Annotated in this window: 16 protein-coding genes; 15 read left to right on the top strand and 1 reads right to left on the bottom strand. The window is 52.9% G+C overall.

Going from position 1 to position 17,805, the window contains the following annotated elements; all coding sequences use genetic code 11:
- Nucleotides 1–49 precede the first annotated feature (49 nt).
- On the top strand, nucleotides 50–5,242 hold the full coding sequence (locus HBO23_RS31980; RefSeq protein ID WP_170040827.1) for a strawberry notch C-terminal domain-containing protein: 5,193 nt from the start codon (nucleotides 50–52) through the stop codon (nucleotides 5,240–5,242).
- Between the two features lie 10 nt (nucleotides 5,243–5,252).
- Nucleotides 5,253–5,603, top strand: coding sequence for a hypothetical protein (locus HBO23_RS31975; protein ID WP_170040826.1), 351 nt, complete (start codon nucleotides 5,253–5,255; stop codon nucleotides 5,601–5,603).
- A 20-nt stretch (nucleotides 5,604–5,623) separates the two neighbouring features.
- Here the strand turns inward: HBO23_RS31975 and HBO23_RS31970 are convergent, their stop codons facing one another.
- Nucleotides 5,624–5,902, bottom strand: coding sequence for a hypothetical protein (locus tag HBO23_RS31970; protein ID WP_170040825.1), 279 nt, complete (start codon nucleotides 5,900–5,902; stop codon nucleotides 5,624–5,626).
- Between the two features lie 98 nt (nucleotides 5,903–6,000).
- Here HBO23_RS31970 and HBO23_RS31965 point away from each other — a divergent pair, with 98 nt between their 5' ends.
- The 13 genes from HBO23_RS31965 (at nucleotide 6,001) to HBO23_RS31905 (ending at nucleotide 17,694) form a co-directional block, all read left to right on the top strand.
- Nucleotides 6,001–8,133, top strand: coding sequence for a DNA topoisomerase (locus HBO23_RS31965; RefSeq protein WP_170040824.1), 2,133 nt, complete (start codon nucleotides 6,001–6,003; stop codon nucleotides 8,131–8,133).
- Between the two features lie 11 nt (nucleotides 8,134–8,144).
- Nucleotides 8,145–8,828: a hypothetical protein gene (locus HBO23_RS31960; RefSeq protein WP_170040823.1), complete on the top strand. Its 684-nt coding sequence runs from the start codon at nucleotides 8,145–8,147 to the stop codon at nucleotides 8,826–8,828.
- A gap of 43 nt (nucleotides 8,829–8,871) precedes the next feature.
- Entirely contained in the window at nucleotides 8,872–9,387 is a 516-nt protein-coding gene (locus tag HBO23_RS31955) for a hypothetical protein (RefSeq protein WP_186354822.1), read from the top strand.
- Between the two features lie 43 nt (nucleotides 9,388–9,430).
- The gene (locus HBO23_RS31950; RefSeq protein WP_170040822.1) at nucleotides 9,431–10,144 is read left to right on the top strand and encodes an EAL domain-containing protein; all 714 of its coding nucleotides are present in this window, start codon (nucleotides 9,431–9,433) and stop codon (nucleotides 10,142–10,144) included.
- 290 nt (nucleotides 10,145–10,434) lie between these two features.
- Nucleotides 10,435–10,956 (top strand): hypothetical protein, encoded by a 522-nt coding sequence (locus HBO23_RS31945; protein ID WP_170040821.1) that lies wholly within the window; start codon nucleotides 10,435–10,437, stop codon nucleotides 10,954–10,956.
- 76 nt (nucleotides 10,957–11,032) lie between these two features.
- Entirely contained in the window at nucleotides 11,033–11,620 is a 588-nt protein-coding gene (locus HBO23_RS31940) for a hypothetical protein (RefSeq protein ID WP_170040820.1), read from the top strand.
- A 251-nt stretch (nucleotides 11,621–11,871) separates the two neighbouring features.
- The gene (locus HBO23_RS31935) at nucleotides 11,872–12,225 is read left to right on the top strand and encodes a hypothetical protein (protein WP_170040819.1); all 354 of its coding nucleotides are present in this window, start codon (nucleotides 11,872–11,874) and stop codon (nucleotides 12,223–12,225) included.
- Nucleotides 12,226–12,666: 441 nt separating this feature from the next.
- On the top strand, nucleotides 12,667–14,649 hold the full coding sequence (locus HBO23_RS31930; protein ID WP_170040818.1) for a DEAD/DEAH box helicase: 1,983 nt from the start codon (nucleotides 12,667–12,669) through the stop codon (nucleotides 14,647–14,649).
- Nucleotides 14,650–14,672: 23 nt separating this feature from the next.
- Nucleotides 14,673–15,395, top strand: coding sequence for a hypothetical protein (locus HBO23_RS31925; protein WP_262378256.1), 723 nt, complete (start codon nucleotides 14,673–14,675; stop codon nucleotides 15,393–15,395).
- A 105-nt stretch (nucleotides 15,396–15,500) separates the two neighbouring features.
- Nucleotides 15,501–15,824 (top strand): hypothetical protein, encoded by a 324-nt coding sequence (locus HBO23_RS31920; RefSeq protein ID WP_170040817.1) that lies wholly within the window; start codon nucleotides 15,501–15,503, stop codon nucleotides 15,822–15,824.
- Nucleotides 15,825–15,979: 155 nt separating this feature from the next.
- Nucleotides 15,980–16,480, top strand: a complete 501-nt coding sequence (locus tag HBO23_RS31915) for a hypothetical protein (RefSeq protein WP_170040814.1) — start codon at nucleotides 15,980–15,982, stop codon at nucleotides 16,478–16,480.
- A 3-nt stretch (nucleotides 16,481–16,483) separates the two neighbouring features.
- A complete protein-coding gene (locus HBO23_RS31910; protein ID WP_170040816.1) occupies nucleotides 16,484–16,915 on the top strand; it encodes a hypothetical protein in 432 nt (143 codons plus the stop codon).
- Nucleotides 16,912–17,694 carry an SNF2-related protein gene (locus tag HBO23_RS31905; RefSeq protein ID WP_170040815.1) on the top strand — a complete coding sequence of 261 codons (783 nt, stop codon included), beginning with the start codon at nucleotides 16,912–16,914 and terminating at the stop codon, nucleotides 17,692–17,694. Before HBO23_RS31910 ends, HBO23_RS31905 begins: the two co-directional genes overlap by 4 nt.
- Nucleotides 17,695–17,805: the final 111 nt, after the last annotated feature.

The raw sequence follows: 17,805 nt of genomic DNA, 5'->3' as shown, positions 1-17,805 counted from the left end.
CCGCCTTGTGCGGCTGTTTTTTTGACGACACTTTGGAAATAAGAGCGCTATGAACCAGCCCTCCACAGCAGCTGCCCAGTCAAAAAACCTCGTCAACTGGATTCAGTTGAATACCGATGACCCAGACACTCGATTGGTTGCGGTCAAGTTTCCGTCTGGCACCAAACGGCTTGTTTTGGTCGCGAGCGAAGCGCTTTCGAATGCGCAATTAAAAGTGCTCGGCGACGTGGGCTTTTATCGAAGCCGATCAGGCTTCCTGGTGCGTGATGATCTGAGGTTCAGCCTGCAACAAATCCAGAAGGTGTTTCCTAACGCACAGCCGGTAAAAGTCCCCATGAACTGGGTGACCAGAATCATGCCCGAGCGGTCTTTGCCTCCCTCGGTCGTCATTCCCAACTTTCCCAAGGAGCCTGCACCGTTTGTGCCGCACCCGATTGGCGGTGGCGAGAGCAATGTGGAGGAGGGGCTTCCGGTCGCGGTTGTTGTGAATAACGCGGTGATGGCCGCGAGGCCGCTGGGTATCAACTACCGCGGACAAACAGTGTTTCTGGGCGAGGATGGCCGTTTTATTCATGGCCCAGCGCAGCAGGTTATTCGTGAGGCTGATTCTCGCGGCGCTGCATTTCTCTACGGTCACAGCCCAGAAGAGTTGGCGCTTTGTGCTGATGGCTTCGTCCAAGAGATCGCCGGCGGTCGCGTGCTGCGATTTGATGACCTCAAACGTTTTGCAAGCATCGTCACAGAGCTCAGTGTTGACGACGTAGTCAGCTCCCCGAAGGCCAGAGAGGTCCAGGAAGCAGTTGAGGCTGCTTTGGTGCGATATTTGAGGAGGCAGTCGGGGATTACGGCCAAAGCGGCCTATGCGCTTGCTATCCGCCTTCACGAAGGGCAGCCGCCACTGGCTGCGCGAACTTCTGAATCCATTTCTCTGCAGCAGTATTCGACACCGTTACCCTTAAGTGTGGCGGTTCAACAGATTTTTGGTCGGGTCGAAGGCAAATCGATTCTGGAGCCAACGATAGGCAACGGTTCCTTGATCTCCAATCTTGAAGGCGCATTCATCGCCGGTGTCGAATTAGACGCGCGACGCCTGGAGAATGTTCGACGTGATCGATCCGACGTGAAATTACTGCAGGGTGACGCTACCGCAGTCGATTTCAAAAGTCTTAACGGCGGTGAGGCTTTCGACATCGTGATCAGCAATCCACCTTTTGGTGGCTTGCAACCACCACGGGTGCTGTCTGGTTTGAAAGTCACCCGTTTAGACCACCTCATCCTCGTCCGGTCATTGCTGACACGTAAGGACGAAGGGTTGGGCGTGTTCATCGTTGGTGCAGATAGCTATTTGGATACCCAGTCAGGCGTAGTTACAGGGGGTTCACGGTACCTGTTCAACTGGTTAGCTGATCGGTACCAGGTTGACGTCGTCGAGGTAGACGGACGGGTCTACGCCAAGCAAGGGGCATCGTTCCCCATCAGGATTGTCGTCGTAGGCCGCAAAGGATTGGGTAACGAACAGATTCCCGATCGTCTTCCAGTGCTGATCGATTATGACGAAGTTCTTGAGTGGTCGGGGGCAATGTTCGAGAAGTACGGGGCAGCACCGCTGAGCTCGTCGGATTACCGCCTTGGTGCAATCGAAGGATCATCACCGGATATCAAACTGGATGGTGATGCACCAACGGCCCCTTCGGAGGTTGAGCTCGCTGAGCCTGGGTCTACTGTTGCAGAGACGTTGACCTCGGCCCCGGCGGATCGAGGTGACCAGGAGGAAAACTCCTACCAATCACCTTATTCAGCTTTCAGCCGGGCAGGCGAAAGCACGGCCATGATACCGAGAAACCTAGCAACTCCGACTCGCTTGGCGTTGGGTGAGGTCGTCAAAACTGAGGGTGATGTCGACGTTTTTGTTGCAACGGAGTTGGGATGGTCAGTTGACGAAATGGGCGGATATTTGTCTCCAGAGCAAGTCGACGCTGTTGCTTTGGCAATCAACGCGCTGCGCAAGGAAAGAGGGTTTCTGGAGGCGGATCAAACGGGCCTCGGGAAGGGCCGAGTAATGGCTGCTATGGCGAGATTTGCGGCGCTGCAGGGCAAGACTGTGGTCTTTCTTACTGAAACCCCGACGCTGTTTACGGACTTCTGGCGAGATATACGCGATATCGGTTCTGAGTCGCTGTTCACGCCGATGATCATCAACGATGGTGTTTCTGTCTATGACCCGATTTCCGGGAGCAGGCTGATTCCAGCAACGCCAAAAAGCGTTATCAATGCGGCTTTGGATTCTGGCTCCGTCGACGGAACCTACAACTTGGTGCTGGGCACCTATTCACAGTTCAATCGTGATCGAAGTAAGTCGGCCAAGGCTCGTTGGATCGGTGATGTTGCAGTCGGCAAGGCATTGTTGCTGGATGAGGCTCATAACGCGGCCGGGGAGTCCAATACCGGGCAGAACATCGGAATGGCGATAGATGCCGCTGACTTCGTCGTTTACTCATCGGCCACCGCCATGAAGGCCGGCAAGAATGTGCTGCTGTATTCCGAACTGTTCCCTAACACCGTTGATATGGGCGCACTGCCGGCGACGTTAGCTACGGGAGGCGAAGTACTGCAGGAGGTGCTGTCCGGCATGCTGGCTAGAGACGGTGTATTCGTTCGTCGGGAGCACGACTTAAGCAATCTGTCATTCCGAACTGTTACGGACATCGCCCGTGAGGCGAGGAACCGTGAGCTTTCGGACAAGCTCGCCGAGATCCTGGAGCTGATGAATTATCTCTCGGGCGACATCAACCAGCTGGTCAACAAGCGCAACAAAGAGATCAAGAAGCTGCTCGAAGAGATCCCCGAGGTGGAGCGCAAAGGAAATCGTATGGGGGCCGTCAGCACGAATTTTGGATCGAGGCTATATGCGATCTACCGTCAATTCATGATGGCCATCAAAACTGACCTGGCTGCTGATCGTGCCGTCCTTGCGTTAGAAGAAGGTAAGAAACCGGTCATTGTGCTTGAAAACACAATGGAGTCGTTGCTCACCGATATCGTTCATGAGCTACAACCGGGCATCGAGGAGTCAGACGCTGAAGAGTTTGGTTCCTCGCTGATGGGTGAAGTTGAACTTGATGGCTATCTCACTTACCGGGATGTGCTGAACCGGATGTTGCATCGACTCACTTACTACCTTGAGTCTTCTCGTTACGGTGAGGTGACAAAAGTACCTGTTACGTCTGCCGAGTTTCTTGAAGTGGTGGCCACGGTTGACCGGCTAATTGGTGAGTTTCCAGATCTGCCAGTCTCGCCTCTTGATGAAATCAGGTCGCGCATCACTGCTGCCGGCTTTATATGTGACGAGCTTTCAGGTCGCAAACTTCAGATTCAGAAAAAAGGCGGTAATTTCTTCGCGTCCCCCATTCCAGAGCGGCCAAAAGCGCAGATTGTTAAGGACTTTGTCACTGGTACCACCGATGCTTTGTTGCTAACTCGTGCCGGCAGTACCGGCATCAGCCTGCATTCCGGCGAGAAATTCCCTGATCAGCGTCAACGGGTGATGATTGAGCTGCAATCTGCAGCAGATGTGAACGTGCGTGTTCAGTTTTTTGGCCGGGTGAACCGTAAAGGTCAGACCTCGTCGCCTGAAATTGAAACGCTGTCCTCTGGGCTAATTGGGGAGGCGCGGCCCATTGCTATGCAGAATTCGAAGCTGCGCAAGTTATCTGCCAACACCACGGCGAACCAGGACAACGCAGCGCTTGATCGCTCAGTTCCTGATTTCATCAACACCATCGGTGATGAGGTGGCTTTTCGATACCTGGAAGCAAATCCCAAAATTGCTCATCGACTCGATATCGATCTTGAAAATGAAGATGATCGGGAGGAGTCCTACTTCATCAATAAGCTCACCAGCCGGCTAGTGATGCTGCGTGTGGCAGAGCAGGAACAGATCTACGAGGCGTTGACCAGCGAGTACGTGCGGGTAATCAAAGAGCTCGATGCAAAGGGTGTAAATCCTCTCAAATCTCGTGAGCTGGATGTCAAAGCGAGAGAGGTCAGCAGGGAGATCTACGAAACTGGGAATCCTCACTCAGATAGCGCTTTCAATCAGCCGGTGTTCGCCAAAACGATTGAGTACGATGTCACTATTGATCCGCTGCGAACGACAGACCTCAAGAAGTTGGTTGATCAGGGGGCCGCGGCAGTTGGCGCATTTCGCATCAACCATGAGAAGCGCAGCAATCAGGATTTCTTCCTCGCGCTGAAAGCATTTCTTGCGGTTAATAGACAGCGGTTTTTGGAGACTGTACTCGCAAAAGATTGCAAATCGGTGGACGAAGCGCTGTCGTCGAAGCGAGCCAATGCGGTTCAAAAGATGCTGCAGCGGCTCAAGGTGCTGGACACCGTCCTCGACGGCCTGCAGGTCGGAGGTGTTGCACGGTTCACAAATAACGAAGGTGAAACCACCTTCGGGGTGATCACCAGCGTAGTCGTGCCCGATAACCCCAAGCATATCCATCTACTGGGTGGCTATGAGTTGTCCTTCGCAGTGCCGGGCCGACAGTCGCTTATCGACAGAAGCCTTTACAGTCTGCAAGACGATGTTCAGTTCCGGATTATGCCAAAAGGTAGCCTTTTGGCTGAGCTGATGCAGCAGTTCGACACCGCACAAGCTGGTGTTGTGACTTATCAGCGACTTCTCCTGGACGGGAACCTGTTTAAAGCCGCGCAGATCGCCGCGGCTGGCTCGATCGGCAGCAGCATTATCTACACCGATGAGAAAGGATCGCGCCACCGGGGGGTTTTGCTGAGTCGTGGTGTCGACCTGAAGCACCTCAAGAGCCTGCCTGTTCGAGTGGAGACCGCGCTGATGTGTGGTGAGGTGCTCAACCATTTTCCCAACATCATCCTCTCAACGTCGCCCGGGCTCGGCGAAGAAACCGATACCGACATGTCGCTCTTTTTGCAGGACGGGCAGGCAGTTATGGAGGTCCCCGGGAGCAAGACTTGGGGCGGTCGCTATTTCGCAAATGAGGAACTCGTGAAGGTAACTGGGCCGTTCGCGGGCACTCGTAAGTCGATGAAAGCCAGTTTTCCCATCGAAAGTGTTCAGAAAGCCATGTCGATTTTGTATCGACAAGGTGTCTCTTTGTACGCCGAATCCTCATTGAGGGAAGGTATTAACAAACTTAACGCCGTCGTATACTCTAACGAAAGTGAAAGCGAAGAACGCACAGCCGCGTACAGAGCATAGGAGACGTTCCATGGCGCCCTGGGAGATTTTCAGGCAGCAAGTAGGGGTACCCGCCGAATTCGGCGCGGAGCAGCCGTATGCGCGCTTTGCGTTCGTTGGACCAGGTGCGGAGTCAGGAGCAGACGCCGATGTCGAGTTCATCGAAGGCGACGACGAGACTGACGATTGTGTGCGGGTTCATTTGAGTCATTGGAGTGGGACTGGCACCGGCTTCTTCCGTGAGCCGGTTCTGGAGGCGGTGGTCTTTTCGCTGCCCACAGGGTTTGTGGTTAACGCTACTGAGGAAACCGCTGAGTTGATGGAGCGGCTGCTGATCGCCGCCAAGGGTTTGGCTTACGTGCCGGAGAGGGATGCCCTTTGATACTTAGCACTGACGATTCTTCAGTCCTGACCGACCGTTGGGGGTTTTCCGTTGCCTGCGGGCGGGTAATTGAAGCTGTCTTTCAAGTACCTGCGCAGGCTCTGAATACCAATTTTCATACCGGTTTCACGTTGGATGAACTCCTGAATGTCGAGTGGAGCAAGACGTTCAGTGGTCAGCACGGCCAGTGCCGGTTTGATCTCGTCGAGCTTGGTGCGTATTCGATTCGACAATCCTCCGTTTTTTTCTCGTGCAAAGCTGCTGGCTTTTTTCACGAGGTCTTTCAGTTGCTTGTCCATTGGACGGGCCTCCTATTCAAAGCGCCTTCTCATGATACCAAAGCTTGCATTCCCAGCTTGGGAACCGACGTAAAAATGGCTGTTTGGAGCGGTCGAAAATGAAAGTTTACATTGCGGAAAAGCCGAAGCTTGGCCGGGCGATTGTGGCTGTATTGTCGAAGAGCTCTCCGGTGCTGAAAAAAAGTGGCGCTTACTGGGAGGGTAAAGACTGGGCAGTTTGCTGCGCTGTCGGACACATCCTCAGTCAGAAAGAGCCAGACTTCTACATCGGGGCCAAATTTCCCGATGCGAAAAAAGGGAGCAAAGGCCGTATCACCTGGGATTTTGCACATCTGCCTCTTTTTCCGGGGCATGAAGGTCTTCCTGGTTGGACGCTGGAAGTGGATCGCGATAAAGCAGATTTGTTCAAGACGATCAAAAGCTGTTTATCGAAAGCCACTGTCATCGTGAATGCGGGAGACCCCGATCGCGAAGGCCAGCTTTTGATCGATGAAATACTACTTTTTCTTAAAAACACGAAGCCCGTGCGTCGGGTACATATTTCTGCATTCGATGAGACGACTGTTGCCAACGGACTGAAGGCGGAAAAAAACAACGCTGACTTCGTCGGTACGAGTGACGCGGCACTTTCACGGTCGCGTGCGGACTGGCTTTGTGGGATGAATCTCAGTCGAGTCATAACGCTGCATGCCAAAGAGCACGGGTTTGGCGGCTCTCATATTGCCTACGGCAGGGTGATGACTACGTTGCTCGGTTTGATCGTGCAGCGTGACCTATTGATTCAAAACTTCATTCCAGTGGACTACTTCTTCCTGACGGCCAGGTTCGCGGTAACGAATGGCGAATTTAAAGCGCGCTGGAAGCCGCATCCAGGCCAATCTGGCCTCGATGACGAGGGTCGGTTGATCGATCGGCGCGTTGCGGACCAGCTGAACGCCGCCGTTAAAGATCAGAATGGGCGAATCGCCGAGTATGTCGACCAGGACAAGAGTGAGGGGCCGCCGCTCCCATTTTCAGTCGACAAGCTCCAAGTTCTGGCTTCCAAAAAGTATGGCTACAAGTCGGATGCCATCCTCAAGGCGTTGCAGAGCTTGTATGAACAGCATGAACTCACCACATATCCGCGTTCTGACTGCCAATTTCTGCCTGAGAGCCAGCTGTCTGAAGCTCCTGCGGTGTTCGCGGCGGTAACTAACAATCTGTCTTTTGATGATGAGGTGCTAAAGCAGACCGATCTGCATCGTAAATCGCGGGCTTGGAACACTGATAAGGCACCGGTACACCACGCGATTATTCCAACTGATCGTAAGGCTGACATCTCTGTTCTTAGCAAAATCGAACGTGATCTGTACGACGAGATCTGCAGGCGTTATCTGGCGCAATTCCAACCGAACTACCGCTTCCGTGAGGTTCAGGTAATCGCCGAGGTATCGGGCCAGCGGTTTTCGACATCGGGCACTACCCCTCTCTTTTCCGGGTGGAAGGTGCTTTACCCGGGCATGAACAAGGCAAAGGACGGGGCGGAGGACAACACCGTGCTACCCCCGATGGCCGTTGGTGATTCCGCACTGTGTAAAGGGCTGGATATCCAGGCGAAGAAAACGACGCCTCCTGATCATTTCACAGATGGCACTCTGCTGGACGCCATGATCAACGTTCACAAATTTGTGACTGACGAAAAAATTCAGGCCATTTTCAAGCAAATGCTCGCTGACCGTAAATCCGGTGATGAGGACTCTGCCGCAGGTCTTGGCACTTCAGCGACTCGGCACACCTTTGTGCCGAAACTCGTTGACCTCGGCCAAGCTGAGTGGATCAAGCCGGAAAAAGGGAGCAAAAAGAAAGAGGATTTCATTGTGTCGACTGCAGCGGGGAGGGCAATTATTCAGGCCCTCCCTCCTGCACTGGCTAAGCCCGATATGACTGCCATGTGGGAAATGGCAATGCGTGAGATTGAGGCCGGGCGCAGCAGCGTCGAGCGCTTCGAATCAATGCAAAGGGCTTGGATTACCAAGGTCATTGCAGAAATTCGCTCCAAGCCCCTGCTTATTCCCCACGCCGGCGGCCCCGCGGTTGGTGGTCCCAAAAAAGAGCGTGTGCCAGCTGAGCCAACAGGGAAAAACTGCCCTAAATGCAACAAACAGCTCATGAAACGCCCAGGACCGAAAGGGTTCTTCATCGGTTGCTCCGGGTACCCCGGGTGCAAGCACACTGAACAAGTCGCCGCATAAGGGGCCAGAGCATGATTGGTGTAAGAGATTTGGTCATCGACGACCTTCGTTACCTCGCGGCTGTACCGAACGGCCTGGACCGACAGGTGCTGATGAGGATTCAGGACACGATAGCAACAGACGTGGTGTACCTCTATCGGAATCAGTTGGACGAGCTGATGGGGCGGCAGCAACTCAATGGGGTTCCTGCGGGGCTTGCAAGAGAGGAGCGTCAGCAGTTTTTTGCAGAGCACTTGAACGCGGAATATCGCAGCCGCGCCGCCAATGGTGCCGGTTTCAGTCTTCCTCTGTATGTCGAAGCCGCAAAAAATTTCTACCACTTGGAAATCCGACGTCACCTGCAGCAGGTTCAAGATTACCTCGCTCACGGCCGGGCGCTATCAGAGGTTCACCCCGCCGTCGATAACGTCCGGGAGTTGCGTGCAGGAGATCCAAAGTTGAATGCGCTCGCTCAAAAGGTGGCTGCCGGACTCAATTTAATAAACGACACGCTTGAGCGTTTGTCTCGGGTCCAAGCGGGTGCCGCGCAGCGGGTGAGCCGAGATCTGCATGCGGAAATGCGTAGCGGGCTTACCGATCTGAAAACCGACGAGTTCACCGCCTCACTTCTCTCTGAGGCTCAAATGCTAGCAGATGTTCGTCGGGTAGAAGAAAAGTTGAACGATGCCGAACCAAGCGCTTTGAAGGTTCGCTAACACGCGACGGTTGATCGCTTTCCAGATGCAAAGGATGTTGAAGATGACTGTTTCACTCAGCAGCAAACACTCTTTTCCGGCGGCCGTAGTTGCACGGGCGGTGTCCTTTCCGGCGGGACATTACGTCGAGGTGGACGACCTGGCGCATTCGATCAACGGACTGGGTAGGAAGATCGTCCAATCACATGTGGTGGAGGCCGGAGGGCGTTTCATCTCTCTCGGTTACCTGAATGTCGATGAAACAGGGTATTGCCCCATTCAAACTGATTTGAATCCAGTCGGGCTTGGTGCTTACGACACCATTATTCGTGACCAGGCAAAACTTTTCAGCGCACTTCATGACGTCTTCGGCGGTACCGCAGACAGTTACACCCACCTCGAAATGGTTTGGGCGCTACGCAAGGCTGCAGAGCACGGAACCGCGTCTTTAAACGATGTTGAGCTTCGTTCCATTGCCGCATTGGCTCAACAAATGGCTAAGCGCTCAACCTGGGTGCACTTGAATGTGCTTGAGGCCATAGAAGACGCGCCAGTGATTTGGACCAGCAAGGGTCTTTAGTCTTCAGGTGCACATGTCGATCAGAGATCGGCCGGGGGTAAGAATGCGTAACGTGGTCAAACCTGTTTTCCAGCCCATCGTGGATGCGCGGTCCGGTGCTGTATCGCATTACGAAGCCCTAGCCAGAACCAATGATGGTGGCAATGGCCATGTGCAGCTGCTGCAGCTCGGCGAACAGTACGGTTTTATCCATCTTATTGATCTGACAGTGATCGGGAAAGTCATTCGGTTGCTACGCGATAGGCCGGGTGTGCGCGTTGCCGTAAATGTTTCCGTTCTCACGATTGAGAACGCGGATAACGAGTTACTTGCTTTGGTGTTCCAGAATATGGACATCGCGTCGCAACTGATTTTTGAGATAACTGAGACTGCAGAGATCCGGACCATGGAGCGCATTCATCGGTTTGTGAGCGCAGTTCGTCTGCTGGGGGCTAAGGTTGCGATCGATGATTTCGGTGATGGATTTTTTACTGTCGCCCAGGTTCGAGAAATTCAGCCGGACTATCTCAAGCTATGCGGTGATCTTGTAGCTCGGCTTTGCAAGAGTGGTGAGATCCTACCCCTGAGAGAGCTCGCCAGATCTTTTGGCGGTGAACTCATTGCTGAGCATGTTGATAGCGAAGAAAAGCTTTGCAGACTTAGAGATTTAAGCGTTGGCCTGGTGCAGGGTTTTCATGTTGGCCGAATCCTAACTGGTTTACCAAGTGCAGTTGTTGGTGGCGATTACAAGATTTTGTCCCCGTTGATCGCAAGTTAGTTACCAAGTACCGAGATGCGCTTTCGTAAGGGGTAGCAGAAGGTCTTGTGTTTGTCATTTGTTGAATGTGAATAGCGCAGAAACTACGTCATCAAAATTAATTTGGTGCGATGAATGTTGTTGTTGAATGTTTTGGCAAAAATCTAAGAGCCCAATTTGGGCGCCATAGTAAATTCTAGTGCCTTAAGTGGTGACTAGTCACCAAAGTACTTTGGGCCACATTCTATTTTTTGGCGCGCATATTTACTTTCGATGACTTCCGCTGATTATTGGCCGTTAGAGGTGAAGAAGTGGAACAGAAGCGATTTGAAATTGTTACAAATGCAATTTGGTTAGCTGATGGCGATATTCCTGTAGCCGCGAAGATCCTTAAGATCTCTGAGGAAGAGCTACTGGATTTGACTGATGATCAGGCCGCTTTTGCTTTCACAGGCAGGCCCGCACACTGGAGCCCAGCTGATTCGCTATCAGGCAGTATCCCCAGAGCTCCGGGCTCGTCATGGGCGAACGTGGTAATCCTTTCCGACGATGGATGTGCGGGGAGTTTTAAGGTTTTGTTCGAAGGAAATGCAGAGCCTGAAGAAACGGCGATTGTTTGGTCTCCGCATGGAGCAAGTTTGCCTACAAACAAGGTTGGTGTGGTTCCGATACTGAATGGGGAGATTGGTATCGGACATGTCATTCAAGGCGACGCCTGGCGGGACTTGGAAGAAAATGAGTTATTGCCGTCATTATGGAAGTTGATTGCCGACGGCCATCCCGTTGAAGATGCCGTCTATTTAGCTTCTTTGGATAACAAACCTAATCCTTAGAAGCACTTTTATTGTGTGGCTTCTATGTGTTGTGTTTTTTTTAGTGAAGTTCGTGCTACATTTCAAGGAGCGTGTAATGAACGATAACCAAGAGATTGATTTTGATCAGCTCTTTTCACAGTCTGAGCCGCTAACGAAAGTAACAACTCTAGATGGCGTTTATTCATCTGTAGATGAGCTGTCTTTTCAGGTGTCAGCAGAAGGAAAAAATCTTCAGATTTCAACAATGGGCTATTATTGCGAAATTGTTCTATATCCTTCTTATTCCGGATTTACAACATTCACAGTAGGTCTGGCAGATACCTATGAGCGCTCACGATTGGGGAATAGCAGCTGGGTCCCACGAGACGACGTTTTCACCGTGAAAAGCTCCAGTGGAGGGGCCTTTATTTTCTTCTCCAGCCGAGATGCTGCTGACTCCCTAGTGCAAATGATCACTGACCTCATGCAAGGGCGAAAGGCTACGCTCGATGGGAAATTAGTCGAGTACAGCCCGAAAATGGGTTGGGCTGAAAAATACCCATGGCTGAAAAAAACCTTCAGATCGATCATCGATTGTACCGTTGGGGCCGCAATCGCCCTGGGTATATCGGTGATTTTTGGGCTTGGAGCAAGAATTGGTTGGATGGTGATAGGTGAAAAGATTATGGAGTTCATCGGCTGACAAACCCCATATCCGTTCACCTTTGGGCTTAAAGCGCACGCTCCGCACCAAAATACCTGCTGATTCCCTTCAATATGGTCCCTGTGGCCCCATATCCTTTCACCTTTAGGGGGCGGCGTTTCGTCGTTCCCCATAAATGTTCACCTTTGTGAATTAGGTTACCGCAGCCACGGTGCATTTGACTGGCCAATTGACATACTGCTGAAGCAAGTAATAACGTTGTTGTCACACAATCAGGTAGGGGACGGTCTATGGCCGAGGCGGAAAAGGATATGTACAGCTGCGGGCTGTGCCATTTTGAATTTGCATCTGATGTAAAGATTTGCCAGGGCTGTCACGGTTTTGTGGTTTTTGGCGCAACAGAGGCGGAAAAAGCCGAAGGCGCCAAAACCGGTGCGGTAGTCTGGGGCGGGAGTCTTCTGGCTGCGGTCTACATACTTCCCTCAATTCTGCAGCAGGTCTTTGGTTGGCATATCCCTATTGGCTGGGGGATGGGTTTGTATGGATTGATCTTTCCGGCTGTCGGATCACTCATCGGTAACTTCCGGGGCAGGGCGGCAGTTGAAGCCAAGCATGCTGGAACATGCCGAACCATTGCGAGGTAGCGCAGTGGCACTCATTTCTGTACCTGAAACACAGGCGCTTGGGGGGCGTAAGGTGCCTCGCCGGTTACTCACGGCCTCGTCGCTACCAGGTGTTGCCATTGACTCATCGGTATCGGGAGTTGGAACGTGCGAGTTGAGCTATTTATTGGCCGGCGAAAGGGTCCGATTCGTTTTTGCTTCGACTGCAGATGCGATGAGTGCGGCAGGATTTGCGTCGACCCCCGTTTCAGGGATGAGTGAAGTCAGGGTCGATGCTTGCTCACACAATCAGATCGATTTCCGTACTTCTCAAGATTGGTGCTTAGCCGTCTTCGAAAGAGCTCATTTGGCGAAGGTGCTGCAGTGGTGGGCTGCAGATGAACGAGAGGGATAGACAGCTCTATCCTTTTTGACTTTCGTTAGTCTATAGTGTGTGGGTTATCGCAAAAAGCGCTCCCACACATGAAGCTGTCAGATTACAAAAAACCGCCGAAAGACTTTATCCAGGGTGTCAGGACCGACGGGTTTCGCCTCGGCATTTCAACAGTTTTTGCACCCTGGATTAGCTCTTTCTTCCGCGATCGTGAAGCTGTTTGGTTCGGTCAAGGCCGTATGTGGACCTTCGACCGCGCACGGATCAATGGTGAGTTCGCGGCATCTTTAGCAGAGAACCTTCCAACAGGTTCTCTGTACGACGTTTCTGCTTTTGCGCAGAAGGTCAAATCTGCTCTTGCATCTCCTGACCCCGACTTATTCGCCCCATTTTTGGATATTCAGATCTTCCCGGTAGTCGGGGGCGACCTGGTATGTCTTTTTCGTTTCGATCAACTCCTGCTGCGCACGATGCAGCGGTTGAACGGCAATTTCCTGCGCAACAAAAACGCATGGCGCCTTAAGGTAACTCAGGAACACCTTCTGGAAGCCTTGCGCGTGCATGCCGGCGTCGGTCGAGAGCACGTTTTCGTAAGCGATACCGAAATCGTTCTTGAGCAGCACGCCACGTTAAGCGACGGCGACCGCCCGGGCGTCCAGGTCGGTGGAATGGTTCCAGAGCGTGGCGCTGCGCAAAACGGCGACTCTGAAGGTGAGAACTCGATGCTCACCGTTCTTGCGACGCCGATGAAACGTCTCTGGATCAACGAGGAGCGATTGGCCGAGGCGGTTCAACTGCACGGCCTCCATAGTGGATATGCGTACCAGGAAGCCGGGGTTCGCCATCTGCTTAGTTATTCCAGCTGTCTATTAGCTGATGACATGGGCCTGGGCAAGTCCCGTCAGGCCGTGGTCGCCGCGACCCTCGTGACAGGTGAGGGCTGCGTACTGGTTGTTTGCCCGGCAAGCCTGCGTATCAATTGGGAGCGTGAAATTCACATGATCCAACCGCAAGCGCGGGTGGTGATCAGTGGTGACAACCAAGACTGGGCTGGAGCTGATTGGCTGATTGTGAACTACGAGCGCCTCGGCACTGTTGTGCAAGCCGTGAATGATGGCGTGGTGCGTTTTCGCGTAATGCTGTGTGACGAAGCGCAATTCCTTAAGGAACCAGACTCGACGCGGACTCGCAATGCGTTTCTGCTTTCAAAAAACATCGATCGGCGGTTCCTTCTCACTGCCACGCCAGTTTTGAATCGCGAGAGTGAACTTCATACGCTCCTGCGTCTCTCTGGCCATCCGATCGGCAACATTCCACTAGCTGACTTCCTTTCCGACTTCGCGGGGTCTCCAGAGCTGCGTAAAGGGCTCAGTGAGCGAGTCTCGGAATGGATGTTGAGGCGGCGTAAGGACGTTCTGACCTCCCTTAAAGGCAAGAGTCGTGAAGTCCAGTATGTCGACCTGGCACAGGATGAACGCGACCAGTATCGCCTGGCTGCTACAGATGACTCTCTGCCCGCCATCGTCAAAATTGGGAAGCTTCGGCAACTACTTGAGCGTTTGAAGGCTAACTGGTTGATCCAGACCATCAACGCTTTGGAAGAGGCTGATAAAGCAATCATCTTCTGCGAGTACACCGAGACCGTTGGTTACCTGGCTGATGAGTTCGCAAAAGTTGGCATCGACGTCGTCACTTTTACCGGTTCCGACTCCGGGACAAAAAAACAAAAAGCAGTCGACAAATTCATGGGCAACCCGGCGGCGCGTGTGTTCATCGGCACGACAGGAGCTGCGGGCGTCGGCCTCACCCTGACAGCCGCCAATTATGTCTTTTTCGCATCCCTTCCATGGACCGACGCAGCCAAGCGTCAGGCTGAGGATCGCGCCTATCGCAACGGCCAGACGCGGCATGTCTCGGTGATTGTGCCGGTGATTGCCGGGACGATCGATGAGCAAGTAGTGCTCCTTCTTGAACATAAGGAAGGCATTGAAAAGGACTTGTTCGGCAAGGCCGGTGAGGACCCTGCACACGTCGAGAAATTGATGGCCACGAAATTGTTACAGACCGCCTGAAACACGGAGAAGGAGAACCGCAAATGACCATGCCTCTTATGCTGCTGCGCTATGTCGTCAAAGCCGACGCCAAAATGAATTTCGTGCTCGTTGATACGATTGGTAATCAGACGCTCGACGTGACTTACCGCAATGTCGAGTCTGCGTTCAAACGCTGTGACTCTTTGAACCAAGTTCCGATCGGGACAACTGCGAAGTATCAGCAGGCAAAAGGAACTGGTGTAGGGACTCAGCCTGCGACGCGGCTCCTGAATGTCTATTCCCAGATCCACAACCTCTACAGCGCCATCTGTACATCGCCGGATGGGCTGGCTTTTTTACGAGAAAAACGCACTGAATATGAGGCGTTGCTGAGTGACTATGTCTCCCTGTCGGCGACTCAGTTTCTGAACAAGCTGTCCTCGGACACCTACCTCGGCAAAGATCCATTCACGATCCAGGGTGAAGGCTACCGACTGCTGGTTTCAGGAAAAAGTGGTGAGGTTCTGGAAGCGAATTTAGAAGGAATCACGAAGCCTGGTGTCCAGGAAATGTTGCGTTCAATCGAACGATTCGACATTCGGGAAATGGCTGAATGGTTCAGTTCATTCTCAAACGGTGACTTCGCGCTGAAGGGGCAGACCTTGGATGCACGGGCCATAGGTTACTGGCCGAAAGAGGATGCGCCGTATGTTCCTGCCGATGAGGGGTTCCGTGAAGACGCCTTAGAGCGGCGTGCCGCGCATCAGATGCGCAGGCCGGGTTAAGTTGACACACAAATGCGCCAAGTAATAACATTGTTATAACTTGGCGCTCTGCGCTATTTCCTGAGGATTCGCGCTGTGTCTTCCAGATCCCTAAAACCATTTTCCATGATGATCCCCCTCACGAGCCATGACCGCCGTGGCATCACTATGCGTGAGGTTAAAGTGATCCGGGCATTTGATTTTCCGATCGCCGGGAAGCTTTATCGGTTCGCGATTCATCCTCCTGCGGAGCCCATCGACTCCGTCAGCTTTATCATTTCCGAATTCAAAACTGGCAGGCAGTGCGGAGTACTCCAGGAGAGGTCACTTCGAAGGCTGCGCCCTGCTGCCGAGAAACATCTTGCCCAGTTTGTTGAAAGCAAAGGTGCTGGCTTCATCGCATCTGTTATTGAACAAGGCCAGGCCGTGGGGACTTTGAATGACTTCTAAGTCGGGGTTTTCATTGGAATGGAAACAGGGGTTCGCTGCTTTTGCTGCAGGCAAAACACTTGAGGACAACCCGTTTCCCTCCGGTTCAGCCAAAGCGGTGGAATGGGCAGACGGATTCCAAGCGGCCTGCGATGCAGAGCTGAGGGGATAGGGAGATGAGCATGCTGGCAAAGTGTATTGGGTGTGGCTGTGACGATCGGCATGCTTGTGTGAAAAACGGCCTTGCCTGCCATTGGCTGGCCGTGGATTACCAGGCAGGAGAGGGGGTCTGCAGCGAGTGCTCTGCATCAATGAACCGGTGGACTCGGGACATCGGCGAGAACATTGATCAGATGATGGAGGCACTGATGCTCGGTATGGACGGAATCTCTTCGCCAGAAGCCATTGTTGCAGCCTTGGTAAGACAGCGATCGCTTATCGAACAACTTGCGGCGCTGTGTGAAGCAACCAAATTATTTGCAATGAGTGCCAATCAGTTTGCTGAGTCCCGTGCCCATATCGAAGCCACGTACACAGCTGGTGATCGCCTGTGCTGGTCATGGGTCTGGGTTATGAGTCGTATCGTTGAAGCCCCTACCACCTTTCATATGAGGGCCGCAGTGAGGCTCTGTGTGCCACTGGTGGCGTTTTACCTGCAAACCCACACGGAGAGCTGATCAATGTCTGTAAAGCTGAATCATGAGGCCATACAGCTCTTTGCTGATACCGAGCCTCAGGAACATTCTGTGTGCGTCTTGGATGTGATGGCAGCACTCAGGAAAGTGCGTATCACCGAGGCAGGGCTTGAAGAATACGAAATACATGATCTGTTGTCCGGTGCGTTGCTGAGCGCGGGCATCTTTCACAGCCGGGAACGATCTTTTGCCCCACGCTGCCGGGCAGATCTCTGGGTTGACGGTATTGTGATTGAAGTCAAAAAAATGAGACCTCCCCGGGCAGCGCTTTTTGACCAGGTAACCCGTTACGCATCTCAAGAGTGTGTGCGGGCAGTGATTGTGGTCCTGGAAAGAAGTATTTCGCTACCGGCCACAATCTGCGGCAAACCTGTCTCGGTTTTGAGCCTCAATGCGCTATGGGGGATCGCCGTATGAGTCTGCCATTGCCCCAGTATTTGGCTATGCCGCATGAGGCAACAGAAACGTTTGGAACCTTACGGCGGGATGACGCTGCTCGTGGCAATTTCTGGGTGATCGATGGTGATCCACAAGTAGCAGTTATGGCCAAACGCATCTTCCCGGGTTCACAGGGGCGAGGTGCTGGGGTCGCCAAATTCAGCGCGAATCGACGAACCTTTGCTGACCTGGTGTGGTTCCTTCATCGGTGGCCGCTGAAGATCGAAAGCCGTTCAGAGTTCGACGCAGCGTATCGTGAAACGGTTGAATATGTTCAGCAGCGTCAGGCGGCTAATGCCAGTCCAGTTTGCATGAAGCCGGACGTCGTCTTCAAAGGTGTGCTACGTCCATTCCAAGAGGAGGGACTCAGCTGGTCTTTGACTAATCGGCGTACCCTTATCGCGGACGAAATGGGATTAGGCAAAACCGTGCAGGGAATAGCCTTCCTTGCAACGGACCAATCTTGGCCAGCCTTGGTCGTGGCTCCCCCCCATCTTATATTGCACTGGAAGAACAAGCTTTCTGAGTTTCTTGAGACAACGGAGGACTCAGCTGGACCATTGTTTGCGGACGAAAATGGTCTGAAGGTTTGCTTGATTAGCTGTACCCCTCGGGTAATGAAGGCACCGCTTCCGAAAGCTCATATCTATGTCATCCACTACCTGTTGTTGAAGTCGTGGCGGGAACACCTCAAGGAATTGAATATCCAGCGCATCGTGTTCGATGAGATTCAAGAGTTGAGGTGCGGATTTCGGTGAACGTGACCGAGCGTTTCGCTAATACGTGACCGGTGCTTCCACCCCGGTTGCGCGGGTTCTGGATTGTAATCGCATCGGTCACGATGCGGCTTGTTCCTCGGCTTTTTTTCG

Origin of the sequence: Pseudomonas sp. WS 5532 (genome assembly GCF_012985445.1) — a bacterium.
GTDB classification, from domain to species: Bacteria; Pseudomonadota; Gammaproteobacteria; order Pseudomonadales; family Pseudomonadaceae; genus Aquipseudomonas; species Aquipseudomonas edaphica.
Note: the sequence above shows the minus strand (reverse complement) of the source record. Positions and strands in the feature narration are given on the sequence as shown.

Coding starts and splice junctions, on each gene's coding strand:
- HBO23_RS31980 (WP_170040827.1), top strand. CDS start 50: ATGAACCAGCCCTCCACAGCAGCTGCCCAGTCAAAAAACCTCGTCAAC.
- HBO23_RS31975 (WP_170040826.1), top strand. CDS start 5,253: ATGGCGCCCTGGGAGATTTTCAGGCAGCAAGTAGGGGTACCCGCCGAA.
- HBO23_RS31970 (WP_170040825.1), bottom strand. CDS start 5,902: ATGGACAAGCAACTGAAAGACCTCGTGAAAAAAGCCAGCAGCTTTGCA.
- HBO23_RS31965 (WP_170040824.1), top strand. CDS start 6,001: ATGAAAGTTTACATTGCGGAAAAGCCGAAGCTTGGCCGGGCGATTGTG.
- HBO23_RS31960 (WP_170040823.1), top strand. CDS start 8,145: ATGATTGGTGTAAGAGATTTGGTCATCGACGACCTTCGTTACCTCGCG.
- HBO23_RS31955 (WP_186354822.1), top strand. CDS start 8,872: ATGACTGTTTCACTCAGCAGCAAACACTCTTTTCCGGCGGCCGTAGTT.
- HBO23_RS31950 (WP_170040822.1), top strand. CDS start 9,431: ATGCGTAACGTGGTCAAACCTGTTTTCCAGCCCATCGTGGATGCGCGG.
- HBO23_RS31940 (WP_170040820.1), top strand. CDS start 11,033: ATGAACGATAACCAAGAGATTGATTTTGATCAGCTCTTTTCACAGTCT.
- HBO23_RS31935 (WP_170040819.1), top strand. CDS start 11,872: ATGGCCGAGGCGGAAAAGGATATGTACAGCTGCGGGCTGTGCCATTTT.
- HBO23_RS31930 (WP_170040818.1), top strand. CDS start 12,667: ATGAAGCTGTCAGATTACAAAAAACCGCCGAAAGACTTTATCCAGGGT.
- HBO23_RS31925 (WP_262378256.1), top strand. CDS start 14,673: ATGACCATGCCTCTTATGCTGCTGCGCTATGTCGTCAAAGCCGACGCC.
- HBO23_RS31920 (WP_170040817.1), top strand. CDS start 15,501: ATGATGATCCCCCTCACGAGCCATGACCGCCGTGGCATCACTATGCGT.
- HBO23_RS31915 (WP_170040814.1), top strand. CDS start 15,980: ATGAGCATGCTGGCAAAGTGTATTGGGTGTGGCTGTGACGATCGGCAT.
- HBO23_RS31910 (WP_170040816.1), top strand. CDS start 16,484: ATGTCTGTAAAGCTGAATCATGAGGCCATACAGCTCTTTGCTGATACC.
- HBO23_RS31905 (WP_170040815.1), top strand. CDS start 16,912: ATGAGTCTGCCATTGCCCCAGTATTTGGCTATGCCGCATGAGGCAACA.